General features: G+C 45.2%; 19 protein-coding genes. All 19 read left to right on the top strand.

Annotated features, from left to right (window positions below; genetic code table 11):
• Positions 1–21 precede the first annotated feature (21 nt).
• The 19 genes from cydD to EV213_RS06130 all read left to right on the top strand — a co-directional run bounded on the left by cydD (position 22) and on the right by EV213_RS06130 (position 25,277).
• Entirely contained in the window at positions 22–1,755 is a 1,734-nt protein-coding gene (gene cydD, locus EV213_RS06220; RefSeq protein ID WP_133579650.1) for a thiol reductant ABC exporter subunit CydD, read from the top strand.
• Positions 1,752–3,467: a thiol reductant ABC exporter subunit CydC gene (gene cydC / locus EV213_RS06215; protein WP_133579649.1), complete on the top strand. Its 1,716-nt coding sequence runs from the start codon at positions 1,752–1,754 to the stop codon at positions 3,465–3,467. The genes cydD and cydC overlap by 4 nt, the downstream gene beginning before the upstream one ends.
• A gap of 660 nt (positions 3,468–4,127) precedes the next feature.
• Positions 4,128–4,415: a helix-turn-helix domain-containing protein gene (locus EV213_RS06210; RefSeq protein WP_133579648.1), complete on the top strand. Its 288-nt coding sequence runs from the start codon at positions 4,128–4,130 to the stop codon at positions 4,413–4,415.
• 172 nt (positions 4,416–4,587) lie between these two features.
• A complete protein-coding gene (chrA, locus tag EV213_RS06205; protein ID WP_133579647.1) occupies positions 4,588–5,787 on the top strand; it encodes a chromate efflux transporter in 1,200 nt (399 codons plus the stop codon).
• A gap of 585 nt (positions 5,788–6,372) precedes the next feature.
• Positions 6,373–7,785 carry an ABC transporter substrate-binding protein gene (locus EV213_RS06200; RefSeq protein ID WP_133579646.1) on the top strand — a complete coding sequence of 471 codons (1,413 nt, stop codon included), beginning with the start codon at positions 6,373–6,375 and terminating at the stop codon, positions 7,783–7,785.
• A gap of 78 nt (positions 7,786–7,863) precedes the next feature.
• On the top strand, positions 7,864–10,842 hold the full coding sequence (locus EV213_RS06195; protein WP_133579645.1) for an extracellular solute-binding protein: 2,979 nt from the start codon (positions 7,864–7,866) through the stop codon (positions 10,840–10,842).
• Complete coding sequence (locus EV213_RS06190) at positions 10,842–11,807, top strand: carbohydrate ABC transporter permease (protein WP_133579644.1); 966 nt, start codon at positions 10,842–10,844, stop codon at positions 11,805–11,807. The genes EV213_RS06195 and EV213_RS06190 overlap by 1 nt, the downstream gene beginning before the upstream one ends.
• Positions 11,808–11,810: 3 nt before the next feature.
• Positions 11,811–12,671 (top strand): carbohydrate ABC transporter permease, encoded by an 861-nt coding sequence (locus EV213_RS06185; protein WP_133579643.1) that lies wholly within the window; start codon positions 11,811–11,813, stop codon positions 12,669–12,671.
• A gap of 89 nt (positions 12,672–12,760) precedes the next feature.
• Positions 12,761–14,224 (top strand): hypothetical protein, encoded by a 1,464-nt coding sequence (locus EV213_RS06180; RefSeq protein WP_279512752.1) that lies wholly within the window; start codon positions 12,761–12,763, stop codon positions 14,222–14,224.
• The gene (locus EV213_RS06175) at positions 14,221–14,835 is read left to right on the top strand and encodes a Yip1 family protein (protein WP_133579641.1); all 615 of its coding nucleotides are present in this window, start codon (positions 14,221–14,223) and stop codon (positions 14,833–14,835) included. Before EV213_RS06180 ends, EV213_RS06175 begins: the two co-directional genes overlap by 4 nt.
• A gap of 17 nt (positions 14,836–14,852) precedes the next feature.
• Positions 14,853–17,150 (top strand): DUF5696 domain-containing protein, encoded by a 2,298-nt coding sequence (locus tag EV213_RS06170; protein WP_133579640.1) that lies wholly within the window; start codon positions 14,853–14,855, stop codon positions 17,148–17,150.
• Positions 17,147–18,013, top strand: coding sequence for a carbohydrate ABC transporter permease (locus EV213_RS06165; RefSeq protein WP_133579639.1), 867 nt, complete (start codon positions 17,147–17,149; stop codon positions 18,011–18,013). Before EV213_RS06170 ends, EV213_RS06165 begins: the two co-directional genes overlap by 4 nt.
• A 17-nt stretch (positions 18,014–18,030) precedes the next feature.
• Positions 18,031–19,014: a carbohydrate ABC transporter permease gene (locus tag EV213_RS06160; protein WP_133579638.1), complete on the top strand. Its 984-nt coding sequence runs from the start codon at positions 18,031–18,033 to the stop codon at positions 19,012–19,014.
• A gap of 692 nt (positions 19,015–19,706) precedes the next feature.
• On the top strand, positions 19,707–20,111 hold the full coding sequence (locus EV213_RS06155) for an ArsR/SmtB family transcription factor (RefSeq protein ID WP_243740006.1): 405 nt from the start codon (positions 19,707–19,709) through the stop codon (positions 20,109–20,111).
• Between the two features lie 21 nt (positions 20,112–20,132).
• Positions 20,133–20,630 carry an SRPBCC family protein gene (locus EV213_RS06150; protein WP_133579637.1) on the top strand — a complete coding sequence of 166 codons (498 nt, stop codon included), beginning with the start codon at positions 20,133–20,135 and terminating at the stop codon, positions 20,628–20,630.
• Between the two features lie 325 nt (positions 20,631–20,955).
• Positions 20,956–21,984 carry an inositol 2-dehydrogenase gene (gene iolG, locus EV213_RS06145; RefSeq protein ID WP_133579636.1) on the top strand — a complete coding sequence of 343 codons (1,029 nt, stop codon included), beginning with the start codon at positions 20,956–20,958 and terminating at the stop codon, positions 21,982–21,984.
• Positions 21,985–22,000: 16 nt separating this feature from the next.
• Positions 22,001–22,837, top strand: a complete 837-nt coding sequence (gene iolB, locus EV213_RS06140; protein WP_133579635.1) for a 5-deoxy-glucuronate isomerase — start codon at positions 22,001–22,003, stop codon at positions 22,835–22,837.
• Positions 22,834–23,817, top strand: coding sequence for a 5-dehydro-2-deoxygluconokinase (gene iolC, locus EV213_RS06135; protein WP_133579634.1), 984 nt, complete (start codon positions 22,834–22,836; stop codon positions 23,815–23,817). The genes iolB and iolC overlap by 4 nt, the downstream gene beginning before the upstream one ends.
• 20 nt (positions 23,818–23,837) lie before the next feature.
• Entirely contained in the window at positions 23,838–25,277 is a 1,440-nt protein-coding gene (locus EV213_RS06130) for a CoA-acylating methylmalonate-semialdehyde dehydrogenase (protein WP_133579633.1), read from the top strand.

Raw genomic sequence — 25,277 nt, 5'->3', positions numbered from 1 at the left:
TACTAGAAGGCGGAATCGTTTATGCAAAGTTTAAAGAAAACAGTCATGATGCATAAGAAAAGCATTTACATGTTGCTTGTTTTAACTGTATTTCTCGGCTTCGCTATTATTGCTCAAGCCTTTCTCATGACAGATATCATTGACGGTGTTTTTTTGAAAGATCAACCTTTTGCGGCGATGATCCCTTTGCTGCTTTGGTTATTGCTCGTTCTATTCGTTAGAGCCTGTTCGGATTATCTCAGTAAGCGTATTGGTGTGTCGCTTGCGAGTCGTGTAAAACGGGACGTTCGTAAACACCTTTTATCAAAGTACGCCAGTCAATCGGTTGCTCTTGCTGAGAAAGGACAAACTGGTAAAAAAGTCAGTATGTTGCTTGATGGTGTGGACGAGATGGATAGTTTTTATAGCCAGTTTATCCCGCAAGTGATGCAAAGTGCTTTTGTTCCTTTACTAGCGTTGATTGTCATCTTCACACAGCATCTAAATTCAGGCATGATTTTACTCGTTTCTGCCCCATTCATCCCGATCTATATGATCGTGATTGGGATAAAGACACAAAAAAAAGCGGAAGAAAAGCTAGAAACCTTAGCATCCTTTTCTGGCACCTTCTTAGATACGATGAAAGGCCTCGTGTCGTTAAAACTATTTTCCCGAACAAACCAACAAAAAGATGAAATAGAGAAAAGCAGTCATAGCTTTCGCGATACGACGATGGAGATTTTAAAAATAGCCTTCACGCAATCGTTCGCGCTCGAGCTGATTTCTATGCTTAGTATTGGTCTCGTTGCCCTTGAACTAGCGATTCAGCTGATTATTTATGAGAGCATCTCCTTTTTTACCGCATTTGTGATTTTAGTTTTAGTCCCTGAATTTTATACGTCATTAAAGGAACTTGGGACAACATTTCATAATGGCAGAAGCAGTATGGGTGCAGCGAAAAAAGTGTTAGAGGAGTTTGATGAACAAGACAACGCAAGTCATTGGGGGCAGAAAGAATGGCTCAAGCAGGAGGCGCCTCCAACGATAAAGCTAGACAGCTTAAGGTTTTCTTATCCAGACAGCGAATTTAGCTTACAAGCTTCGAATGCAACCTTCTTTCCAAAGCAAAAAATTGCCATCGTTGGTGCGAGCGGCTCAGGAAAAACAACGATGCTTCACTTGTTAGCAGGAATGATGACGCCTGATCAAGGAGTTATTACTGTAAATCAAGAAAAGCGATCGTCTTATTCAGAAGCTTCATGGCTACGTCAGCTCGCTTACATTTCACAAAATCCCTATATCTTTGCCGGGACTATTGCTGAAAATATAGCGATGGAAACATCTGAATCCGCGGAGGAAGCAGTCCTTCATGAGGCAGCGAAACTAGCAGGCATTGACCCGCTTATCCAATCGTTGGAGAACAAGTACCAGACGAAGATTGGCGAAGCAGGGAGAGGCCTTTCAAGTGGTGAGAAGCAGCGGATATCGATTGCGCGTGCGTTCCTTAAAAAGCCGACAATCGTTTTACTTGATGAACCAACACGCGGACTCGATTTAGCCACGGAAAAAATATTGCAGCAGTCGATCGAGAAGTTAAATGAGACGGCAACCGTTATTGTCGTGGCCCATCGCCTCCACACGATAAAAACGGCTGACCAAATTCTTTTTATGGAAAAGGGTCAGTTGCGAGCGGTTGGCACACATCAAGAATTGTTGGCAAGTCTACCAGCCTATCGACAGATGGTTACGATTCAACAAGGAGGGGTGGACGTATGAGTGCTCTTCTGAACGTCATCAAGCTGATGCTTATTGAGAAAAAGGAAATCACCTTTTCCATTCTGTTTGGTTTCATTGCTGGGATTAGCAGTGTCGGTCTGTTTGCTGCCAGTGGCTATCTCATTTCAAAAGCTGCCTTAACGCCTCCTTTTTTTACGTTAATCATTTTGACTTCGACGGTGAAGCTTTTAGGTTTTATTAAAGCCGGGGCAAAATTTGGGGAACGATTTTATTCGCATCGTGCGACCTTTGGGATTCTAAGTCATTTACGCGTATCGTTTTTTGAAAGACTGGCCGGTCTTGTGCCAACTGTCTTTCACAAATATCGCAGTGGTGATTTACTAGGTCGCGTCGTTGGTGATGTAGAGAGCTTGCAACATTTCTTTTTGCGCGTTTTTTATCCGCCACTTGTGTTATTGCTCGTTTTTGTTAGTACGATTTTCTTTACAAGCTTCTATTCTGTGGCAATTGCGGTTATTTTGTTCGTTGGTTTTTTACTAACAACCATTGTCGTTCCTGCACTGTTTTCACTGCGGCAGGTGAAGATTAATGGAAGAGTAAGACAGGAACGCGGCAAGTTATCGACAGACATTACCGAAGTGATGTTTGGGTTTCGAGAATTAAAGCTGTTTCAGCAATTACAAACAAGGCGCTCGCAACTATTGAGTCAATCCGAAACGTATATAAAGAACCAGAGAAACGAAAATATTAATAAAGTGTACACGCAATCGGTCAATGGGTTTATAACGTTTATGATCAGTTGGCTCGTGTTGGCTGTAGGTGCGTATTTAGTCACGCAAGGTACGTTAGATGGCATCCTTCTTGCGATGTTGGTGATGATATCACTCACTGTTTTCGAACCGGCTGCACCAATGGCCGTCTTTCCGATTTATCTGCAGGAAAGTCGTGATGCGTCTAAGCGCTTATATGATGTCATGGAGGATCCGGACATTCAAGTGACCAGTGAAACATCCATCAACTCTTTACCGGACACTGCTCCTGAGGTTGCCTTTGACGGGGTTCGCTTCTCCTATATGGAGGAGTGGCGACCAACGATTTCTAACCTTTCACTTAAGATACCTGCTGGGTCTAAAACGGCGATTGTAGGAGCGAGCGGGTCTGGCAAGTCCACTTTACTTCAGCTCGTGTTGAAGCTTCAACAAGGACAAGCCGGTCACGTGTTTTGGAACGAGCATGATACGTCAACGGTAGCAAGTGAAGCCATCTGGAGGCAGGCAAAGGTTGTCCAGCAAGAAAATCATATGTTCTACGGGACAATTCGGGAGAATCTGTTGCTAGTTGATGAAAATCTCACGGACGAACAAATGACATCGGCGTTAGAACATGTGAAGCTTGGGCATTTTTCGCTCCAAGATCACGTATTGGAAAATGGTGAAAACCTCTCTGGTGGTGAAAAACAGCGCCTAGCCATTGCGCGTGCGTTGTTAAAAAAAGGACATCTGTGGATATTAGATGAGCCTACTTCCTCACTAGATGCAGAAACCGAGCAGCATATTTACCAGCACATCTTTGAACAAGCTGCGCAAGATACGTTGGTACTCGTCAGTCATCGCTTAAAAAGTTTAGAAGCCATGGACCAAATTATCGTTATGGATCACGGGACGATTATTGAGCACGGTTCCTATCAAGACCTAATGAACAAACAAGGGTATTTCTATGGAATGAAAACGTTAGAAGGAAGCTTGCTTTAATGGAGCAGCTTGGTTTGTGTAAGTGATAGAAATTGCTTTGTTTCGCTGTCATACGTGATGACGAACCGCTACGTCAAAATACTTCGCTTGCACCCTACGGGTACAAGTGCAACATCGACTCGAGAAGACCTCCTCGTGTTTTCTATGCCGCCGGGCACGGCTTCAGCTTCCTCGGAGTCTTGCTTTCCTGCGGGATCTTCAGCTCGCGCTGTTCCACCCTAAAGGGCACAAGTGTATCATCGACTCAAGAGAACTTCGTCGTGATTTCTTTGCCGCAGGAGTCTACGTATGTTGACTACGCTAATATTTGTTTCTGCGTAAATTGTAATTTATTTTGTTCCATTATCTTATAACGAGTAGAATTTAATTTTTTTATTATGCCGGTGGCTCCATCGTGTTAATCAACCAATTTAGAAAGAAGAAAAACAAAACCCCTGTTGATGAAATAAACTGGCTGAAAGAATTAAGTAAGACTATTTATGCGAGTGACGCCCGCGACTAGATCGCCGGTACGTTTAAAATGAAAATCGCGCTCAGAGACCGATCTAATTAGGAATACCTATTTAATGTTCAGGGAGGTTTAGGCGATGAAGAAATTTCACGATTTTCGAGAAGGAATAATGGATCATATTATTGTAATTATGCTAGGAGGTGAAGCAGGTGAAGACGTTTAACGATCTCCGAGAAGAATTAAAACAAGAAGATCCAATGGATTATATCATCATGGAGATTGTAGGCAAACTTATGGCTGCACGCGACAGACAGAAACTATCGCAAAGGGCACTGTCAAAAAAATCAGGTATCCCACAAAAAACAATCTCAAGAATAGAAACTGGTAAAGATATTCCACAACTGAAAACACTTTTAAAATTAGCTTCTGCCTTAGGACTAGAATTAACGATGATTGACAGTAATGTTAAAAAGGAACATAGTGCTACTTTAATTTGATAAATTCAAATGATAGTAAAGGGTTGCTTCGGCAGCCTTTTTTTGTTTCTCTTACGGCAGGGGAAGGTTTTTATCTTAGAAGGTGTGTTTATAAAGCTTTTGTAAATCCACTTGTGAACAGCCGAGCCTCCATATAAGATAAGCAAAAAAGATACGGAGATTACAAAAACGTATGACAAATAGAAAAGACGAGGCTCGTATCACATGTAAATCGTATTGGTTATTGTTTTTAGTCTCCTTGAAGCTTGGCTTGACATCGTTTGGTGGGCCTACAGCTCATTTAGGGTATTTTCACGAAAGCTATGTTCGTCGAAAGCAGTGGCTTGATGAAACGCTTTATGCCCATTTGGTTGCTCTCGCTCAATTCCTTCCAGGTCCAGCGAGCAGCCAGGTGGGTATGGCGATTGGGATCCATAGGGCTGGTCTCTTCGGAGGTTTGGTTGCCTTTTTAGGATTTACGATGCCATCGGTGATTTTGCTCATTGCCTTTGCATATATGTATGAGGGGATTTCGCTTGCCAACGCTGGCTGGATTCACGGCTTGAAGCTGGTGGCTGCTGCGATCGTAGCGCACGCGATTTTAGGAATGGCGAAGACGCTTGCCCCAGACCGTTCACGGCAGCTACTTCTGCTCGTTGCCCTCGGGGTTGTCCTCTTGTGGCAAACGATTTGGACACAGCTTATCGTTATCGTTTTGGCAGCCCTCTTTGGTTTGCTGTTTCTAAAAACGGACCAGACTCAACAAGCCCAAAAACCGTTTGGCGCGGGCGTATCGAAAAAAATGGGTGCAGCTTTGCTCACGTTATTTTTCCTGCTGCTTTTCTTGCTTCCTCTAGCAAGCCAAGCAACGGACTGGAAATGGTTGGCCATGGTCGATAGCTTTTATCGCTCCGGTGCCCTCGTATTTGGTGGCGGCCATGTTGTTTTGCCGTTGCTTGAAGAGGCTTTTGTTCCAACGAATTGGGTGAGTGAAGACGCCTTTCTCGCTGGCTATGGTGCTGCTCAGGCGGTTCCTGGACCTCTGTTTACGTTTGCTTCGTACCTAGGAACGGTTATGGGAGGCTGGACGTGGGGATTAATGGCGACAGCAGCAATCTTTCTACCGGCATTTTTACTGGTTGCTGGAGCTCTTCCATTTTCGGCGCATATGCAGCATTCAAAACTAAGAGGCGCAGTGCTTGGCATGAACGCGGCAGTCGTAGGTTTGCTCGTCGCTGCTTTTTTTCAACCCATCTGGCAAACCACGGTAGAGACAACCCAAGATTTTCTTTTGTTTGCGGTGTTGTTTGTCATGGTAGCTGTGTGGAAATGGGCACCGTGGATCGTTGTTTGTATGGGGATTATAGGCGGTTGGGTCCTTCCCTATTTTTAGGCTGATGCCAAACGCTCGCTTTCGTCGTTGCTTCGCCTCGTCCGGTGCTCATTGCCCAAAGTGGCAACTCCGCGCCTGCCAAGGCTTTGCGCCTCGAAAGTCAAACGTATTCATTCAATGTAAGTGATATCGTGTTATCTATCCTCAGGGATTTGCCGATTGGCAAGTCTCTTTTTTGTGGCTTCTTTTATCCAATTAAAGAGTGCTTAACACAATGTTGTTTTCAATTCTCCGTGTTCTTAAATAAAAAATAAAATCATACCTATGATACAAGCCTTCTGAATGAAAAGAAGGAAAAATATATTTTCGGATGATTTGCTATTCGTAGTACTACTCCGCTGATTTGAACGTTACATTAAATCACAAAGAACAATGGATGCGATTTTGAAAGCGACTGTTGTTTTCGGTCATGAGAATCGTAGACGTTCACAGAACCATTCTCATTCTCCGTCATATAGTGTGTATTGTTGAAAACGTTTTCATTAACTCGCATTAATAATGCCTCTCAAGAATAGGTTTAAGAACACGAAACGGCTTTTCAACGTTTCGATTCTGATAATGAATAGATTTTAAGGGGGAGAAGCATTGAGGAAATTGAAGTTTTGTTTTCTGTTTTTGGTGTTATCTATTTTCGTTTTGTCTGGTTGTACAGGTGGGGGGAGCCTGACGACACAGAATGTGCAGGACAATCCGCCATCTGAACCAAGTGATACGGGGACGGAAGAGGCTCCTGTTGAAGGGGAAGCAACCAAAAGTGAAGGAGAAGGAACGGAATTAACGTCGGATCCTTCTTTAGCTGGTGAGGTAACGTTTTGGTCATTTTCGGATGATATATATGATGACATCGTTACTGAGTTTAATAAAGTGTATCCCAATATCAAAGTAAAGGTTGTCATTCTCGAATTTGGAGAGTTGCACGACAAGTTGCAAACGACGCTTGCGGCAGGGCAAGGAGCGCCTGATCTGGTGCAGGTAGAGACCAATCAATTTCCTCGTTATGTGACGGGTGGATTATTGGTTGATTTTTTACAAGAGCCTTATAATGCAGGGCGTTATCAGGATCAAGTGTCTGAGTACACATGGGAACGTTGGAAATCATTAGATGGAAAACAACTTCTAGGGATGCCGTGGGACGTTACACCGGGCGTGTTTTATTATCGCGCAGATATTTTCGAGCAAATGGGTCTTCCAAGTGAACCAGAAGCCTTGGGCGAATTCATACAAGACAAAGAGAATTTTATGATGGCGGCACAGACGCTAGCAGCCAACGGCAAGTTTATTCTTGAATGGAGAGACCTCCCTGTCAATCATTACGGCGACCAAGTTGGTTATTTTGACTCTGAATTTAATTGGCTTCGCAATGATGAACGAACAGCTGAGCTTCTTGATTATGTTAAACGGGGCACACAAGTAGGGTGGGCAGCGCAAATGTCTGGGTTGGGGAGCGATGAAGGAAGGCAACTGATCAAACAAGGGAAATTAGTAGCCGTGCAGAACGGAAGCTGGGCAGCCAGAGATCTAAAAAAACAATTTCCTGAGCAAGAGGGGCAGTGGCGGGCGACAAGAATGCCACTCGGTGTATCTGTCGGTTTAGGGGGCTCAACGTTTGTCATGCCTTCGCAAAGTCAAAACAAAGAGGCGGCATGGGCATTTAATGAGTGGATGACGACGTCTGAGGATGCTTGGAAAATTTTTGTCGAAAGGTCAGTTCAGCCTTCATGGAAGCATATTACGAGCTTGGACTGGTACAAGAGTCATACCAACCCATACCTAGGTGGCCAGCTAGATTTTGAACTTTACGATACGTTGGACGATGCCATCCCTGTACGTCGCTATACACCACTCGATGGAAAAGGGTGGCCAATTTATATCGAGGGCATTCATAAGGCGATTGATGAGAACGTGGATTCAAAAACGATTCTGCAACAAATTGAGGACAATGTTCATAAGCAGCTTGGTGCAGACATTCAAGAACTTAAAGCGAGTATCGGCCAATAAAGAAGATATACGTCGTTCATTCGCCCTCTAGCCGGGGCGAATGGATTGTTGGTTGCGAACACTAGTGAGGAGGGTGTTATGCTTCGATGGCTTAGGAAGTATCGACTGAGTCTGATTGTCATTTCTGCACTTATTGTTGGGTTTATCCTATGGAATAACAACAGAGGGTACGATGATACTGTGATGGCGACTCTCCCTGATTACAGCGACATTGACTTTGAGAATGTATCTGTACTAGGGGATGAGGATATCCAAAGCAAACTCGAACCATCTTTTTTTGATTATTACAACGTGTTAAACGAAGAAGGTGTAACAGATACGACCGATTTTCATCTGGCACTAAAATCATCAGAATACTCCGATATGAACAAGAAAGGGACGAGCATCGAAACGAATCTCGGTGGGGAAACTGGTGAATTTGTCGCTCTCACTGGACAGGATGGCTGGGTTGAATACACCTTCACAGTGCCAGAGAATGGGTTTTATCAAATGGGCATGAGTTATTTTGCCATGGATGGCAAGCGCTCTTCGGCCATTACAAGTGTGCAGGTGAATGGCGAATACCCCTTTTTTCAGGCGAAAAAACTGACGTTTGAACGGATGTGGAAAGAAGGGGGAGACACGTGGTTTGACAATCAGGGCAATGAGTTTAACCCGGAAAGAGTTGAAACATTTGGCTGGCAGGAGAAAACGTTTCGCGACTCGCAGTCTTTAGTTGAGGAACCCCTTCGTTTTCATCTTGAGGCTGGTGAACATACGATACGTGTGAATTGGATTCGGGAACCTATCGCGATTGGTGAGCTTCATATCTTTTCACCGATTCAACATCCAACGTACGAGGAGGTTCGCGCTCAGTATTCCTCCAAAGGTTATCAGCCGGTTCAAGATGTGTCTGTGAAAATTCAAGCAGAGGAAGCCACTCTGCGTTCGGATCCTACGTTAAAGAGGGTTGAAGATCGTGAGCCTTTGACAGAGCCATTTAACCCTGATGCGATTACGTTAAATACATTTGGTGGGAGCAGCTGGCGAAATGGCGGCCAATGGGCAGAGTGGGAATTCGACGCTCCGAAAAGCGGCTTGTACGCCATTGGCATGCGCTTTGGTCAATGGTACATCAACGGTATTCCAACACAACGAAAAATCTACATTGACGGTGAAGTGCCATTTAAGGAAATGACGAATGTCCTTTATCCCTATGAACAAAGCTTCCAGATGAAGAAGCTTGGCACAAAAGAGGAGCCTTCATTATTTTATTTAGACGAGGGCACACATACGATCCGAATGGAAGTGCATATGGGAGAGATTGGCGGGATTTTGGAAACGGTTCGCGATACGACGCGCAAAATGTCTGTGCTCGGTCGTGAAGTGATTCGTGTGACAGGCACGAGCCCTGATCCAAATATTGATTGGGATCTTGATGGGACAATTCCTCATCTTATTCCAAGACTGCACATGATGGCAAAGGATGTGGACAATGCTATTCAGTCGTTGTATGGATTAGGTGTTCCTCAGGGAAGTTCGGAGGTCAGCACGCTTTATGAAGTGCGTGACACACTCCTCAGCATGGCAGAGGATACAGAAAGCATTCCCGCTCGTTTGGAAAGCTTGAATAACTTACAGTCGTCCATTGGCATTTGGATAAATGAATTGAGTCAGCAGAGCTTGCTTCTCGATTACATTCTCATCCAATCACCTGATATGGCATGGCCCGAAGCAGAAGCCCCTTGGTATGTTAGGGCGCAAACGAGCGCTTATGATTTCTTTACGTCATTTACGAAAGATTACAGCGGCATCGGGAACGTTTATGAAGATGAAGAGGTGTTGGATGTATGGGTTTCCCGCGGAAGGGATTGGGTGCAAATTATTAAGCAGATGATTGACGAAGATTTCACGCCGCGAACAGGTATTAAGGTCAACGTCAATGTCATTCCTGCACAGCAAATGCAAGTGCTCCTCCTAGCAAATACGTCGGGCCTTGCGCCAGATGTCGCCTTAGGAGTAGAAGGCGAATTGCCGATTGATTTCGCCGTGCGGAATGCCCTAGTTGATTTAGGCGAATTTCCGGATTATGAAGACGTCGCCAAACGATTCCGACCGGGAGCGCTGATCCCTTATGAATACAATGATGGGCACTACGCTCTTCCTGAAAACCAAAACTTTTACATGCTGTTCTATCGCAAAGACATTATGGAGGAGCTAGGTGTTACGGAGGAAGAGATTCCAGAAACGTGGGAAGAAGTTATGGAGCTCATTCCATTGCTTCAACAAAATGGTATGGATTTCTACTATCCGCATGCGCCGAACAATACGGCCTTGGCAATTAATGAGTTTTCGCCATTCTTGTTTCAGCATGGTGGGGACCTATACAAAGAAGACGGAATGGAATCCGCTCTGAATTCACCAGAAGCTTTGGAAGCCTTTGAGATGTGGACGGGATTGTTTACGAATTACAAAATTGAGAAACAAGCTGATTTCTACAACCGTTTCCGATCTGGGGAAATGCCTATCGGAGTGGCGGATTACTTTACCTATATTCTGCTTTCAACTGCGGCGCCAGAGCTTACCGGCTGGTGGGAAATGGTTCCTATGCCGGGCATTCAACAAGAGGACGGTCAGATCAATCGTTCCACTGGTGGATTAGGCCAAACAGGAATCATCTTTAAGGACACAGATATGAAGGATGAATCTTGGGAGTTTATGAAATGGTGGACGGGTGCCGATGCGCAAGAACAATTTGGCTCAGAGCTTGAGGCATTGCTTGGCGTAGAAGCCCGTTGGAATACAGCCAACATTGAAGCATTAAAACGTCTGCCGTGGGATGAGAATGACATTGACAGCATTCTCGAGCAATGGAAATGGTTCAGGGAGCGGGAAGTGGTGCTCGGCGGTTACTTTACGACGCGGCATATCGCCAACATTTGGAATGAAGTTGTGTTGAATGGAAAAATCCCCCGCGAAGCAGTGGAGGAGGGCGTCAAAGAGATTAACAAAGAGCTACGGAAAAAACGAGAAGAATTTGGGCTGGATGTTTCGAAATCTGAAGGGGGCGATGATTGATGAGTTCAAATAAGCCGACGTCTTTACCGGTGCAAAGACCATCACCACCGCCTTATGTCGAAGTTGGAAGGTGGGCAAAGCTGTGGGCAGATATAAAGCGAAATCGCGTCTCGTATTATCTGCTCGCCCCTTTTCTTCTTTTGTTTACGTTTTTTACAATCCTGCCGATTCTTACGTCAATCGGTCTGAGCTTTACCTATTACAACATTATTGAGGCACCTCGATTTGTCGGGTTATCCAATTATCGGCTGTTGTTTGTCGATGATGATATCTTCTTGAAAGCTGTCGGGATCACGTTGAAATTCGCCTTTGTGACGGGCCCTATCGGCTACATTATGGCCTTTTTGTTAGCTTGGGCGATCAGTCAGATCCCACAAAAATATCGGTTCTTTTACACGCTCTGCTTTTACACACCTTCCATCACGAGCGCTGTGGCGATGTCCGTCGTGTGGTTGTATTTGTTCGCTGGGGACCGAAAAGGGCTTTTTAATCATTGGCTGATTGAGCTTGGCATCTTAGACGAACCCTACTTGTTTTTGCAAAATGTAGATTCCATTGTTCCTGTCATTATTATTGTCTCGCTATGGATGAGCATGGGGATTGGCTTCTTGGCATTTCTCGCTGGTCTTCAGAATGTGCCAAAGGAGCTCTACGAAGCAGGCGCCATTGACGGGGTGAGATACAGGTGGCAAGAGCTCGTCTATATCACCCTCCCTGCGGTAAAGCCTCAACTGTTGTTCGGCGCGGTCATGCAGGTCGTCTTTTCGCTGCAAGTGTTTGATGTGAGTATGCAGCTCGTTGGAATGCCTAGCCCACTGTATGCCGGGCACACAATTTTAGCGCATTTGTATGACTATGCGTTCATCCGTTTTGAGATGGGCTATGCGTCAGCCATTGCGGTCGTCTTGTTTTTCCTAATGCTTGGGTTGAACCGGTTGATCTTTAGATTCTTAGGGGGGGATTAAGAAATGGCAAAAGCGTTCAAAAAACGAAAGGTGGACGTGGGGAGCGTCTTTTTATACACGTTTTTAACAGGCCTTGGCCTTTTGATGCTTGCGCCGCTTGTGTATATGGCGTCAACGGCAGTCAAGCCGGTGAGTGAGCTGTTCCTTTTCCCGCCGCGATTTTTTCCGATCAATCCAACCTTAATTAATTTTCGGGATTTGTTGTTGATTACGGGCACGTCCTTTGTTCCTTTTTCTCGGTATATCTTTAACAGTGTGATCGTTACTGGTGGGATCGTGACTTTGGGAGTGCTTATTTCTTGCATGGCTGCGTATCCATTGGCGAAGCATGATATGCCATTTAAAAACACAATCTTCAGTCTCATCGTCACGGCGTTAATGTTCTCGCCGATGGTGTTGCAAATCCCTCAATACTTGATGATTAGCCAAAGTGGATTAATGAACACCTACTTTGCGATGATCCTGCCTTATCTCGCTGCACCCATCGGTATCTTTTTAATGATTCAATTTTTGAAGCAGATCCCTGATTCCTTGCTTGAATCAGCACGGCTTGACGGGGCCTCTGAATGGAAAATTCTCTGGGCAATTATTGTGCCCTTATTAAAGCCAGCTATCGCTACCTTTGCTTTATTGAGTTTTATCCAAGCGTGGAATGACCCGTACCCTGCGATGATGTATACCACGAAGGAAGAGTTAAAATCTCTTCCACTGGCAATCCAGTCCATTAGTGGCGGTGCTGGTGTCGTTGCTCGTGTGGGGACGTCCGCAGCCGCAAGCTTTCTGATGATTGTACCGACCATTATCGTCTTTATCGTGACACAACGAATGGTGCTGCAAACTATGGCTCACTCAGGACTGAAGTAATCGTGTAAAAGGGCTGAGTAATGGCCAGGATGACGGCTGTTGCCTTGGATAGAAGGGATATAGAGGAAGGAGGGTCTATAGTGAATCGCATGTTGACATGGGGAGTCGCTGTCGTCGTTATCGCAGCTTCGTTGTGCATGCAGCCAGCAAAGGTCTCAGCAGAGGAGCCCTATGAAGGCTACATTTGGAACACAGCTGGGAGGGCAGTCCATTCCATCAATGGCTATGTGTACGACGGGTCCATCGAAGGCTACCAGTTGGAATCTGGCGCTTTCAATACACCTGAAGACATTTATATCGCACCGGACGACTCCATTTACGTTGTCGATACCGGCAACAATCGGGTCGTGCAATTGGATACGAATCATCAAGTAGTGAACATATACGGTGACCATGAGGGGGAAGGGAAGCTCAACGGCCCAAAAGGAGTTTTTGTGAAAGAAGATGGGACGGTGTACGTCGCCGATACGAAAAATCAACGGGTCGTATTGTTTAACAAGGATGGTCAGTTTATCAAGGCGTTGAATGCGCCAGAGAGCCCACTGTTGGGACAAAATTTCTCCTACTCTCCATCCAAGCTGATTGTCGATAAGCGAGATTACATGTATGTCGTAAGTGAAGGCACGACACTAGGTTTTATGCAAATTGATCCAAACGGTGATTTTAAAGGTTTTTACGGAGCCAATGATGTTGGTTTTAGTTTGAAACGATTCATCACAAGATGGATTGCTACAGAGGAGCAGCAGGCGAAACTGGAATCGACTTTGCCCCTGGCCTTTACAAACCTGACTCAAGACAGCGATGGATTCATCTACACGACGACGCAAGGAACAGATATTAACCAAATTAAGCGCTTGTCTCCAGTTGGTGTGGATACGTTAAATCATGAAGAAAAAATGTATGGGGATCTAGCCAATTTCGGTGTCTATTTGGATGTCTCTTCCTTTATAGATGTCACGGTTGATGAGCAAGGCATTATTACAGCACTGAACCTTCAAACGAGCAAAATGTATCAATATGATAAACTCGGCAATCTTTTGTTTGTTTTTGGTGGGATAGGGGAGCAAAATGGGCTATTCGTGACCCCATCCAGCTTAGATCAGAATTCAGATGGGTTGATGTACGTCATTGACAAAGGGAGAAACAGAATCGATCTGTTTCGTAAAACACCATTTGCTACGCTCGTCCACGAGGCTTCTTCGCTTTATGTGAACGGTCAGTACGAAGAAGCCAAGAACCTTTGGGAACAGGTCATCACTCTAAACGGAAACTATGACATTGCGTACAAAGCGATAGGAAAGGCGCTTTATAAGTCAGAGCAATACAAGGAGGCCATGACCTACTTTAAGCTTGCGAACGCGAGAAGCGATTATTCTGAGGCGTTTCGCGAGTACCGAGTCGAGTTTACTCGTGAGCATTTTGGTTGGATTTTTGGGGGCATTCTCTTTTTGTTTGTTTGCTTTAGAATTGGTATACCAGTGACAAGAAAGTGGATCAAGAGGAAGAAGGAAAATGAAGCGAAGGCGGTTGAAGGGGAGGAGAATGTGTCATGAATACAGTGAAAATGATGCGGCAAGTGATGGTTCATCCTTTTGATTTTTTCAATGATATTCAAACCCCCAACCGCTTGAAATGGTCACAAGGTGTGTTGCTTGTTTTCTTGGCATTTATCGTGAAAATGGCATCCCTTGTTATCGTTAGCTACCATTTTCAAACGAGAGAACCCTATCAAATTTCTTACGTGCATGAATTCATTTGGTTATTCATTCCTTGGCTTACCTGGTGTGTGGCGAATTGGGGCGTTAGCACAATCGCAGAGGGTGAAGGGAAATTTAAAGAAATCTTTGTTGGGTCGGCGTTTTGCCTTGTTCCCTACATTCTTTTTATGATCCCTGTGACGTTGCTGACCAATGTGTTTGCGTTAAGTGAGCAATCCATTTACCTTTTCTTGAAAGATGGGTTACTCATTTGGGCAGGGTGGTTGTTGCTCGTGAAGGTGAAAATTTTACATGACTTTGAACTAGGAAAATTGATTTGGATTACGGTAATCAGCTTATTAGGGATGGCGATCATTTGGTTTATTGGTGTTCTCCTCTATGGGCTGATCAGTCAGTTTATAAGTTTTCTGTTTGATCTGGTCAAAGAATTGCGATTCCGAATTTAGGGGGTGGAGGCATTCTCATGAGCAAGAAACAGAAGCTAGTGAGTTTATTGTTGGTCATCACAGCACTCATCCTAGGCAGTGTTTGGTCTTATAGCGGTTTTGCGGAGGAATCAAAGACAGACCATGAAATGAATGAGATAGCCAGTGATTCTAGGGGTGAAGATGCGGGATCACAAGAGGACGATGCCATTGAGTTCCAGTCAACATCAGTCACGACCGTAACGAAAACAGGACTTGAAAATGACGACTATGCCTTGTTTATTGATGAAGCAACAGGCAACATCCGTATCGTTAATAAACAATCAAATAAGGAATGGCTTGGTGCACCTCAAGCGGATGAAACGACGTTGCCGAACAATGTGCAATTTATGAATTCTCCTGTTCATATTCAATACACGAATGGGGCCAGTGTGTCACAGACGTATACGTTAAAGGAGCCTAGCAACGTTGTGACGATTGAGCCTCAAGAGGACAGCCTTCGCGCCACATTTGATGTGAAAGAAATCAATGTGTCGTTTGCGCTGGAGTATCGATTGAACGACGGTGGACTGTCTGTCACTATTCCACAGGACTCGATTAAAGAAGCTGGCGACGTAAAGATTATCAGTCTAGAGGTTCTCCCCTTTTTTAACGCAGGCAAGGAAAGTGACGAGGGGGCGTTGTTCCTTCCAGATGGCTCTGGCGCTTTGATGACATTCAAGGAAGAGCACCCGCTTTATCTAAGTGGTTACTCTCAGCCAATCTACGGTCCAGACCCTACGTTTAGTACGACTTTAGGGGAAGTGTTTGCGGATGGGCTCACGCAAATGGCCCCGCCGAAAATGAACATTGCACTGCCGGTGTTTGGGAGTTATCGAAACGGAACAGGGTTTTTAGGCATTGTTACGCATGGGGAAGAACAAGCGCATATTAATGGGACACCTGCAGGCATTCGGAACATTCCACTGTACCGGGCATCCGTAGAGTTTTTGTATCGTAAACAGGATGTGATCTTTATCGGCTCTTCAGGCAAAATCCCGCTATTTCAAGGTCAGCAAATTGACGGGGACCGATCCGTTCAGTATGTGCTTCTTGAGGATGCAGAAGCGAATTATATCGGGATGGCGAAGGCCTACCGCAATTACCTCATTCATGCTCAAGGAGTTGAGCCATCTGTCCACGAAGGGTATGCCCTGCGTGTAAACCTCGTAGGCGGCTTACAACGAGAAGAGATTATTGGAACAACCTTTATTGAAATGACGACGTTTGATCAAGCACGTTCGATCATAGAGGCGTATGCAGATAAAGGCATAGACCAGATAGAGGTAACGATCGAAGGTTGGTCTAAAGATGGATTGTATGGGAATCAACCTGAGCATTTCCCTGTTGAAAAACATTTAGGTGGGAGCCGCGATTTAGAACGTTTAATAGCGTTTGCGAAAGAAAGGGACGTTGCCCTTCATCTACAAACGAATTACATCCGGGCATACGAAGAGAGTCATGGCATGTCCGAAAGCTCCGATGCAGTTAGAGGCTTGGATCGAGAGGTTGTGGAACATTCAAATATGTATGTGTCCAGCCGTTTTAGCAATGACCAAGAGCTGTTTTATTTACTAAAGCCTCGGAAAGCCTACGAAGAGCATATGTCAGCGGAAATGAAAGAATTTAAGAAGTTAGGCGTCACTGGTGTGCATTTGGACTATGTGGGCAACCTGCTGTATTCCGACCAAGACACAGAAGCCCCTATGACAAGACATCAAGCTGTAGAGGTGTGGACAAAAGCCTTAGATGCATTTCACCAACGTGTAGGAGACACCTCCGTTGATTATGGGTTCGCGTATACGTTAGGGCATGTCGATGAAATTCGAAACATTCCGATGGATTCTAGCGGCTTTATTTACATGGATGAAACAGTGCCATTTTACCAGATTGCCATTCATGGCTTAGTGCCTTATACAGCAGGGCCGTCAAATTTGCGAAACGATGCAACAGCTGAATTTTTAAGGGCCATCGAGTACGGGGCGTTGCCAAGCTATCGATTAACTTACGAGGAAACAAGTGAGCTCCAGCGTACGATGGCGAACAGCTTGTTTAGCTCCTCTTATAAGGACTGGATCGATCAATCGGTGGAGGAATATCAGCTGCTTGCGTCCTTACATGAACAAACCTTCAATCAGTTGATCGTTCAGCACGAAAAACTATCAGATGATGTGTATAAAACAACTTATGAAAATGGCGTCTATACGATCGTCAACTACAATGAGGAATCAACGACCATCGATGGGACGACGGTTGGGGGACATGATTATATCGTCTCTAAAGGAGAGATCAAATGAAAGGAAAACAAGTCAGACTGTCCATGAAAACACGTCATAACATGGAAGGCTATGCCTTCGTCTCTCTATGGATTATCGGTTTCTTTTTCTTTATGGCTATTCCGCTTGGGCGCTCGTTTATCTACTCACTCAATGAGCTGACACCAACAAGCGCAGGTCTTCAAGCAACATTTGTTGGCTTAATGAATTACAGAGAAGCGTTCACGACCGACATTCATTTTTTGCCTTTGTTAATCGAGACGTTGACGTCAATGCTTACCCAAGTACCGCTCATTTTGATTTTCGCAATGTTCAGTGCGATCTTGTTAAATCGCGAAATGATTGGTCGGACGTTCTTTCGAGGGATTTTCTTCCTGCCAGTGATCATTGCTTCCGGTGCCGCCCTCCGAAAGCTGCTTGAGCAAGGGGTCACACAGCTACCCATCTTTAATCAATACGGGCTCTACAATCAATTAAGCAACTTTATTCCTGAAGTGGTGTTAGAGCCGCTTCTGGAATACGCCGATGCACTGACTCTTGTCATGTGGGATTCTGGCGTGCAAATTCTCATCTTCCTTGCCGGCCTGCAAACGATCTCGCCGGCGCTTTATGAAGCAGCAAAAATCGATGGCGCTACGTCATGGGAAACCTTCTGGAAAATCACATTTCCCCTCCTCATGCCAATGATTTTTGTAAACACGCTTTACAGTATAGTGAACTCGTTTACGAAGCCCGATAACGGTGTGATGAATCATCTGTTAAACGTTGTGTTCCGTTCCAATGATTATGCTTACGGCTCTGCCATTGGTTGGCTGTACTTTCTTTTTATTTTTATCATCATCGGTTTCGTCTTTTTGATTTTCCGTAAAAGATTGTCGATTTAGAAAGGAGTGCAGAAAAGTTGAAACTGAATACAGAACGTCTGACACGAACAGTGGTTCAAAAAGTAGATAAGCAAAAAGTGGCCACATACGCTAGAAAGACAAAAAAAATTGCCACATACATTTCTTATTATTTATTGCTGCTCAGCCTGTCTTTTGTGTTTCTCTATCCACTCCTTTACATGATCTCGCAGTCCCTCATGCGACCTCAGGACGTCGCGGATGCAACGATTCAGTGGATTCCAAAAGTGTTTGCCTTAGAAAATTATGCAATCGCCTTTGGGGCCATCGATTATTGGAAAGGTTTGCTGAACAGCATATGGATCTCTTTTGGAAGTGCTATTCTGCAGATTCTTAGCTGTTCGTTTATCGGCTATGGGTTTGCACGCTACAAATTCCCTGGCAAGTCTTTATGGATGGCATTGCTTGTGTTTACGTTTTTAGTCCCCCCGCAGACCATCGTTGTGCCTTTATATATTTTCTTTAGCGATTTAGGCTGGATTAACACCTTGTTTCCGTTCATCGTTCCTGCACTGTTTGGCTTTGGACTGAAAGGAGCACTGTTTGTCCTGATTTTTATTCAGTTTTATTCAGGGCTTCCGAAGGTGTTGGAGGAAGCTGCTAGAATCGATGGGGCTGGTGCCTTCCGGACGTATTGGATGATTATGTTCCCATTGGCGAGACCTGCGATGATTGTTGTTTTTCTCTTTTCAGTCGTTTGGAACTGGAACGATGTCTTCCAACCAAACATGTACTTGCTGTTGCCAGAGTTTTTTAACCTCGCGCAAAACCTAGCGACCTTTAACGGCAACGCAAGTGTGCAAGGGATGTCGCAAGCACAGCAGACGGTCTCTACACAAGCCGCCATGAGCATGACGCCTACTTTGTTGAATCAGATTATGGCCGCTGTCATTCTCATGATTCTACCGATCGTCATTTTGTACTTGTTCGTTCAACGCTCCTTCGTAGAGAGCATTGAACGTTCTGGGATTTCGGGGGAATAGTCAGAAATACTGTGCCAGTCATTTTACTTGAAAGTGCTAGGGTGGTGATGAATCCTACCCTAGTTATTTCAGTTGATTTGAATTTAGCTAAAATTGTTGAACATCAAAAATCTTAATTTTCGCACCTTTTATTTGATAGACACGCTTAGATATCACTGGGTAAAGCCACAATCCAATATTGTACTTGCTTTTTATACAAGCTGCCATACGCTCGCTTTCACCCTAAATGGTACAAGTGCATCATCGACTCAAAAAGACTTCGTCGTGATCTCTTTGTTACCGGGCGAACTGCGAGCCCCCTCGATCGCTTGCGCGCTCTGCGGGGTCTCGCTAGTGGCATCTTTTCATGGTGGCCTCATGTTATGATGTGACATGAATAAAAACGCAGAAACAAGCATCAGCGTAGTCAAAATACGTAGACTCCTGCGGGAACAGCGAGAGCTGAAGATCCCGCAGGAAAGCTTTTGCTTTCCGAGGAAGCTGAAGCCGTGCCCGCGGAACGCGAAGTATTTTGACGAAGCCGTCGTGATTTATGGTGTAGAAGTTCTCTTCGTTAGTAATAGACGATCTTTTTATGATGCAGAATAAGAACATTAGCATCTCTCTGTTTACACATATTTTCAAAATGTCAATAGATCTATATTACCTTGCTTCAACTCAGGCACAGTCAACATGAAAAGTGTTTCAAACATATGCTTATATTATATTTAACTAAATGGTTGAATGTGAATAAGAAAACGATTATAATCAACCATATGGTTAACAATGATCAAAACAACCTAAATGAAATTTTCAGTGCTTTATCTGATCCAACAAGAAGAGAAATGATTCAAATGGTGGCAGAAAAAGAAAGGACGGTTTCCGAATTAGCAGAGCCCTTTGATATGTCTTTGGCGGGTATTTCAAAGCATATTAAAGTGTTGGAACGAGCGCATTTAATCGACAGGAACATAAAGGGGAGGGTTCACATACTCCGCTTGAACGCCTACTCATTGTCTCAAGTAAATGAATGGCTCCGTTTTTATGAGATATTTTGGGACAATCGTTTCGATCTGCTGGAAAGTGAGTTATTGAAAGCGAAAAAGAAAGAACATTAAATGACATAAAGGAGTGTTTGTATGAGTGATTTTTCAAATACGACGTTAACAATGACAAGACAATTTAATGTAGAGCCTGAAAGGGTTTTTGATGCATGGTTAAACCCGGAAATTATGAGCAAATGGTTTTTCACATTGGAAAATACAAATAAAGTCACACAAAATAACCCTGAAGTAGGCGGCACTTGGGAAATTGTTGACCATCGGGAAGGCATGGATTACCGTGCGATTGGAGAGTACCTTGAAATTGATCCTCCGAAAAAAATCGTGTTCACTTTTAAAATGCCACAATTTAGCGAACTTGAAGATACGATTACAGTTGAGCTGAAAAAAATCCAAGAAGGATGTGAGATGACATTCACACATGTCATCCATACCCCTCATGAAGAAAATTGGACAGAGGCTGATATCGAAAGAGCTCTTCGTGCAAAGCATGATGATACAGAACAGGGCTGGAATTATATGTTTATGGGGCTTAAAGAATTAGCGGAGACAGGAAACAATAGCTATAAAGGGTGAAGGTAGTTTGGTCTCGGTTAGAGAAGTTCGTGGATCTTTTGAGTCGGAGTAGTACTTGTGCGCTTGAGGTTGTAAGTGAAGTATTTATCTGAAGAAAACCTGAACAAATTCAATTATTTGTTCAGGTTTTTCATCATAGTTTAGTTATAACCTAGCCTTATTGTCAATGAGAAGCGGGGCGAAGGGAGCGTTAAGAAATTGACAATCAGTAGGCAAAACAAATTGATTATTTTTTGAACTTTACGAATACATCCTAGCGTGGTATAGTTGTGACAAGGAAAGCGCTTAACCTTTTTAACCTACTTTTTTAACAAGGGGCATTGTGATGAAGAAAAAAGTAAGGCTTGGCATTATTGGTGCTGGACGGATTGGTCAAATTCATGCCACCAATGTTCTTCAATCTCCACAAGCCGAATTGGTTGTTGTCTCGGATGTGTATTTTGACAGTGAGGTGCAGGCTCGGCTCCACTCGTATGGTGTGGAAACAACGGATGATTATTTGACCGTCTTACGAAGAGAGGATGTAGATGCAGTGCTCGTCTGCTCGAGCACCGACACGCATATCGACATGATTTCAGAAGCGGCAGCGAACGGAAAGCACGTGTTCTGTGAAAAGCCTGTGTCGCTTGAAACCGCGAAGACAAAAATGGCGATAGCGAAGGCTGAAGCTCAAGGGATTGCTTTGCAAATAGGCTTCAATCGCCGCTTTGATCCGAATGTGCAGGAAGCGAAAGCACAGCTTGAACAAGGACGGATTGGCGCCCTTCATTCATTGCGCATTATTTCTCGAGATCCAGCGCCACCCCCTGCAGAGTACGTGGCACGTTCAGGTGGCTTGTTTAAAGACATGGCGATTCACGACCTGGACATGGCAAGGTATTTGACTGGCAAAGAAGTCGAAGAGGTATACGTGAGAGCAGCCTGTCTTGTGGACCCGATGTTTGCGACACATGATGATGTCGACACAGCGACGACTGTGCTGACGTTTACAGACGGTACCTTTGCGACGATTGAAAATTCTCGCCGTGCTGTGTATGGCTACGATCAGCGTATTGAATTGTTTGGTGAAAAAGGCATGATTCAAGTAGGGAATCAACAGGAGAGTACCGTCCAGATAAGTGGCGAAGGGCATATCGAATCTGCCAAACCACAAGCCTTTTTCTTGGAAAGGTACGCTACATCCTATCGGAATGAATTGGAACAATTTCTGTATGCGATAACCTTTGGCGGGACTGTCCCTTGTACAGGAAAAGACGCCTTGGTTGCCGAAGAACTTGCTGATGCTTGTCGTTTGTCATGGAAAGAGAAAAAACCGATTCTTTTCACCGCACGACCCAACACATCCAAAGGATAAGAAGGGAGACGTTGTGATGAATTTAGTGAAGCCATTAGGCGAGAGAAATGCTGAGGGCCGACGCATTAAGGTCGATCCTGCAACAGCGGGATGGAGTTATGTGGGCTTTGAGGTGTATGCGCTTGAAACGGGAGAGATCTTTGCCCAAGAGTGGGAGGATCAGGAGGTTTGTCTCGTCTTAATGTCCGGAAAAGCAAATGCAGAGGCTGGCACCGTTGTTGTGAACGACATCGGGGAGCGAATGGAGACGTTTGAGAAACGCCCTCCTCATGCCATTTATAGCCCTCCAAAGACAAAAGTGAAAATCGAAGCGTTGACACCCGTTCGTTTTGCGGTTTGTCTTGCCCCAGCAAAAGGTTTATATCCACCGCGTCATATCACACCTGACGACATTGGTGTTGAACCTCGCGGACATGGATCGATGCAAAGGCTTGTTCACAATATTTTGCCAGAAAACGAGGTTGCAGAGTCGCTTCTCGTCGTTGAAGTGTTTACTGATGGCGGCAACTGGTCGAGCTATCCGCCACATAAACATGATCAGGACAATCTGCCAGCAGAGTCCTATTTGGAAGAAACGTACTACCATGAAGTGAATCCAGAGAGCGGGTTTGTGTGGCAGCGTGTGTACAACGATGATCGTAGCTTGGACGAAACGATGGCTGTGGAGCATGAGTCGGTGGTGCTTGTGCCAGAAGGCTATCATCCAGTGTCTGCACCTCCAGGATATGATTCCTACTACCTAAATGTCATGGCAGGCCCAGTGCGCAAATGGGCGTTTCATAACGATCCTTCCCATGAGTGGCTGTTTAAAGGGGTTATGCAGGAAGCGAAAAAAGGAGGGACCGGGAAGTGATCCAATTCGAAACGCGTGAACGTGATGTGATCGGTCTTGGTCGTCTTTGCATTGATTTAAATGCCAATGAAATTCACCGTCCAATGGAGGAAACGCGCACCTTCACAAAATATGTCGGCGGTTCACCGGCCAACATCGCCATTGGGGCACAACGTTTAGGGCTTTCTGCGGGGTTTATTGGCAAAGTATCCGACGATCAGATGGGACGGTACATCGTCAACTATCTGGAAGAGCAAGGGATTGATACGTCCAATGTCGTGACAGACAAGACAGGGGCTGTCACAGGGCTGGCATTTACGGAAATTCTATCTCCAGAGGATTGCAGCATTTTAATGTACCGCGACAATGTGGCCGATTTGCTTTTAGCGCCTAGTGAAGTAAGCGAAGCGTATGTGGCGTCTGCGAAATGCCTTTTACTGTCAGGAACAGCGTTGGCCTCCTCGCCGTCAAGAGAAGCGGTGTTTGTCGCGCTAACGTATGCGAATAAGCACAACACGAAAGTCGTCTTTGATTTGGATTACCGTCCGTATACGTGGAAGTCAATGGAAGAAACCGCCGTGTATTACCGTCTTGCAGCAGAAAAATGCGACGTCATCGTTGGCACGAGAGAGGAATTCGATGTTATGGAAACTTTCTCTGAGGTGAAAGGTGATGATCAGCAAACGGCAAGGGAATGGCTTTCTCATCAGGCAGAGCTTGTCGTCATCAAGCATGGACAGGACGGCTCGAAGGCCTATGAAAAGGATGGAACAACATATCGAAGTGGCGTGTATCCTTCCAACGTATTAAAAACTTTCGGTGCAGGTGATGCCTATGCCTCTGCGTTTATTTACGGGCTTCTACAGGGCTGGAATGCAGAACAGGCGATGAGCTTTGGCAGTGCTTCCGCATCCATCGTTATTTCCAGACACAGTTGCTCAGAGGCGATGCCTACAGTCGCTGACATTGAGGAGCTCATGCAAACCACAACAGCAAAGTAGACAACTTAGGAGGAAAATACGTGCGATTAAACAACTATATTGGTGGCGAATGGCAGGCAGCTGAAGGAACGGACACGGTGGAAGTGGTGAACCCGGCAACGAACGAAACGCTCGGCGTTGTCCCCTTATCCACAGGAGCTGATGTGGATAAAGCTGTTGAGGCAGCGAAACGGGCGTTTCCAGAATGGTCCAACACCGCTGTCCCAAAGCGGTCGCGCATTTTGTTTGCTTATCAACAGCTTCTTGTTGAGCATTGGGATGAGTTGGCAGAGCTAATTACAAAAGAGAACGGAAAAAGCTTGAAGGAAGCGAAAGGTGAGGTGCTGCGTGGCATCGAGTGTGTCGAGTTTGCCTGTGGCGCACCAACACTGATGATGGGCGAGCAGCTGCCAGACATTGCGACAGGACTCGAATCCGGAATGTACCGTTATCCACTAGGTGTGGTGGCTGGCATTACGCCTTTCAACTTTCCGATGATGGTGCCGTGCTGGATGTTTCCACTTGCGATTGCCTGTGGAAATACATTCGTCATGAAGCCTTCTGAGCGAACGCCTTTGTTGGCAAATCGTTTGGCAGAGCTGCTTGAAGAGGCTGGGCTGCCTGCGGGTGTTATGAACATTGTGCACGGCGCCAAAGATGTCGTTAATGGCTTGCTTGAACATCAAGACGTCAAAGCGGTTTCGTTTGTTGGTTCACAACCTGTGGCAGAGCTTGTGTATAAAAAAGGAACGGATCATCTCAAGCGCGTGCAAGCACTCGCTGGCGCGAAAAATCACTCGATTGTCTTGCAGGATGCGGACCTTGAAAATGCGGCCTCGCAGATTATTGCTGCAGCTTACGGCTCTGCTGGCGAGCGTTGCATGGCTTGTGCCGTTGTGGCTGTTGAAGAGTCAATTGCCGATGAGTTCGTTGCAAAGCTTAAAGAGGCGGCCACAACGATGGTGATTGGTGATGGCCTTGAGGACGATGTGTTTCTTGGACCCGTGATTCGCCAATCGCAAAAAGAGCGTGCGGAATCGTATATCGAGAAAGGCCTACAAGAGGGGGCAGAACTTGTCCAAGATGGCAGAGGCGTGACGGTTCCTGAACAAGGCTACTTTATCGGGCCATCGTTGTTTGATCATGTAACGCCAGAAATGTCGATTTGGAAAGATGAGATCTTTGCGCCTGTGCTTAGTGTCGTACGTGTCGCTGATCTGGATGCGGCCATTCAACTCGCGAATACATCCTCGTTTGCCAATGGCGCCTGCTTGTTTACAGGGAGCGGAAAAGCGGTTGCTCAATTTAGAGACACGATTGACGCAGGTATGCTCGGTGTCAACATTGGGGTGCCTGCACCGATGGCCTTCTTCCCGTTTTCAGGTTATAAGGATTCGTTTTACGGCGACCTCCATGCAAATGGCAAGGATGGAGTCAATTTCTACACGCGCAAAAAAATGATAACAACTCGTTGGGTCTAA

It is taken from the genome of Aureibacillus halotolerans, assembly GCF_004363045.1.
GTDB classification, from domain to species: domain Bacteria; phylum Bacillota; class Bacilli; order Bacillales; family DSM-28697; genus Aureibacillus; species Aureibacillus halotolerans.
The sequence above is the reverse complement of the archived record's forward strand: the minus strand, read 5'-3'. Positions and strand labels throughout refer to the sequence as shown.

Coding starts and splice junctions, on each gene's coding strand:
- iolB (WP_133579635.1), top strand. CDS start 22,001: ATGAATTTAGTGAAGCCATTAGGCGAGAGAAATGCTGAGGGCCGACGC.
- EV213_RS06185 (WP_133579643.1), top strand. CDS start 11,811: ATGGCAAAAGCGTTCAAAAAACGAAAGGTGGACGTGGGGAGCGTCTTT.
- EV213_RS06150 (WP_133579637.1), top strand. CDS start 20,133: ATGAGTGATTTTTCAAATACGACGTTAACAATGACAAGACAATTTAAT.
- cydC (WP_133579649.1), top strand. CDS start 1,752: ATGAGTGCTCTTCTGAACGTCATCAAGCTGATGCTTATTGAGAAAAAG.
- EV213_RS06195 (WP_133579645.1), top strand. CDS start 7,864: ATGCTTCGATGGCTTAGGAAGTATCGACTGAGTCTGATTGTCATTTCT.
- cydD (WP_133579650.1), top strand. CDS start 22: ATGCAAAGTTTAAAGAAAACAGTCATGATGCATAAGAAAAGCATTTAC.
- EV213_RS06170 (WP_133579640.1), top strand. CDS start 14,853: ATGAGCAAGAAACAGAAGCTAGTGAGTTTATTGTTGGTCATCACAGCA.
- EV213_RS06180 (WP_279512752.1), top strand. CDS start 12,761: ATGTTGACATGGGGAGTCGCTGTCGTCGTTATCGCAGCTTCGTTGTGC.
- iolG (WP_133579636.1), top strand. CDS start 20,956: ATGAAGAAAAAAGTAAGGCTTGGCATTATTGGTGCTGGACGGATTGGT.
- EV213_RS06175 (WP_133579641.1), top strand. CDS start 14,221: ATGAATACAGTGAAAATGATGCGGCAAGTGATGGTTCATCCTTTTGAT.
- chrA (WP_133579647.1), top strand. CDS start 4,588: ATGACAAATAGAAAAGACGAGGCTCGTATCACATGTAAATCGTATTGG.
- EV213_RS06165 (WP_133579639.1), top strand. CDS start 17,147: ATGAAAGGAAAACAAGTCAGACTGTCCATGAAAACACGTCATAACATG.
- EV213_RS06190 (WP_133579644.1), top strand. CDS start 10,842: ATGAGTTCAAATAAGCCGACGTCTTTACCGGTGCAAAGACCATCACCA.
- EV213_RS06155 (WP_243740006.1), top strand. CDS start 19,707: ATGCTTATATTATATTTAACTAAATGGTTGAATGTGAATAAGAAAACG.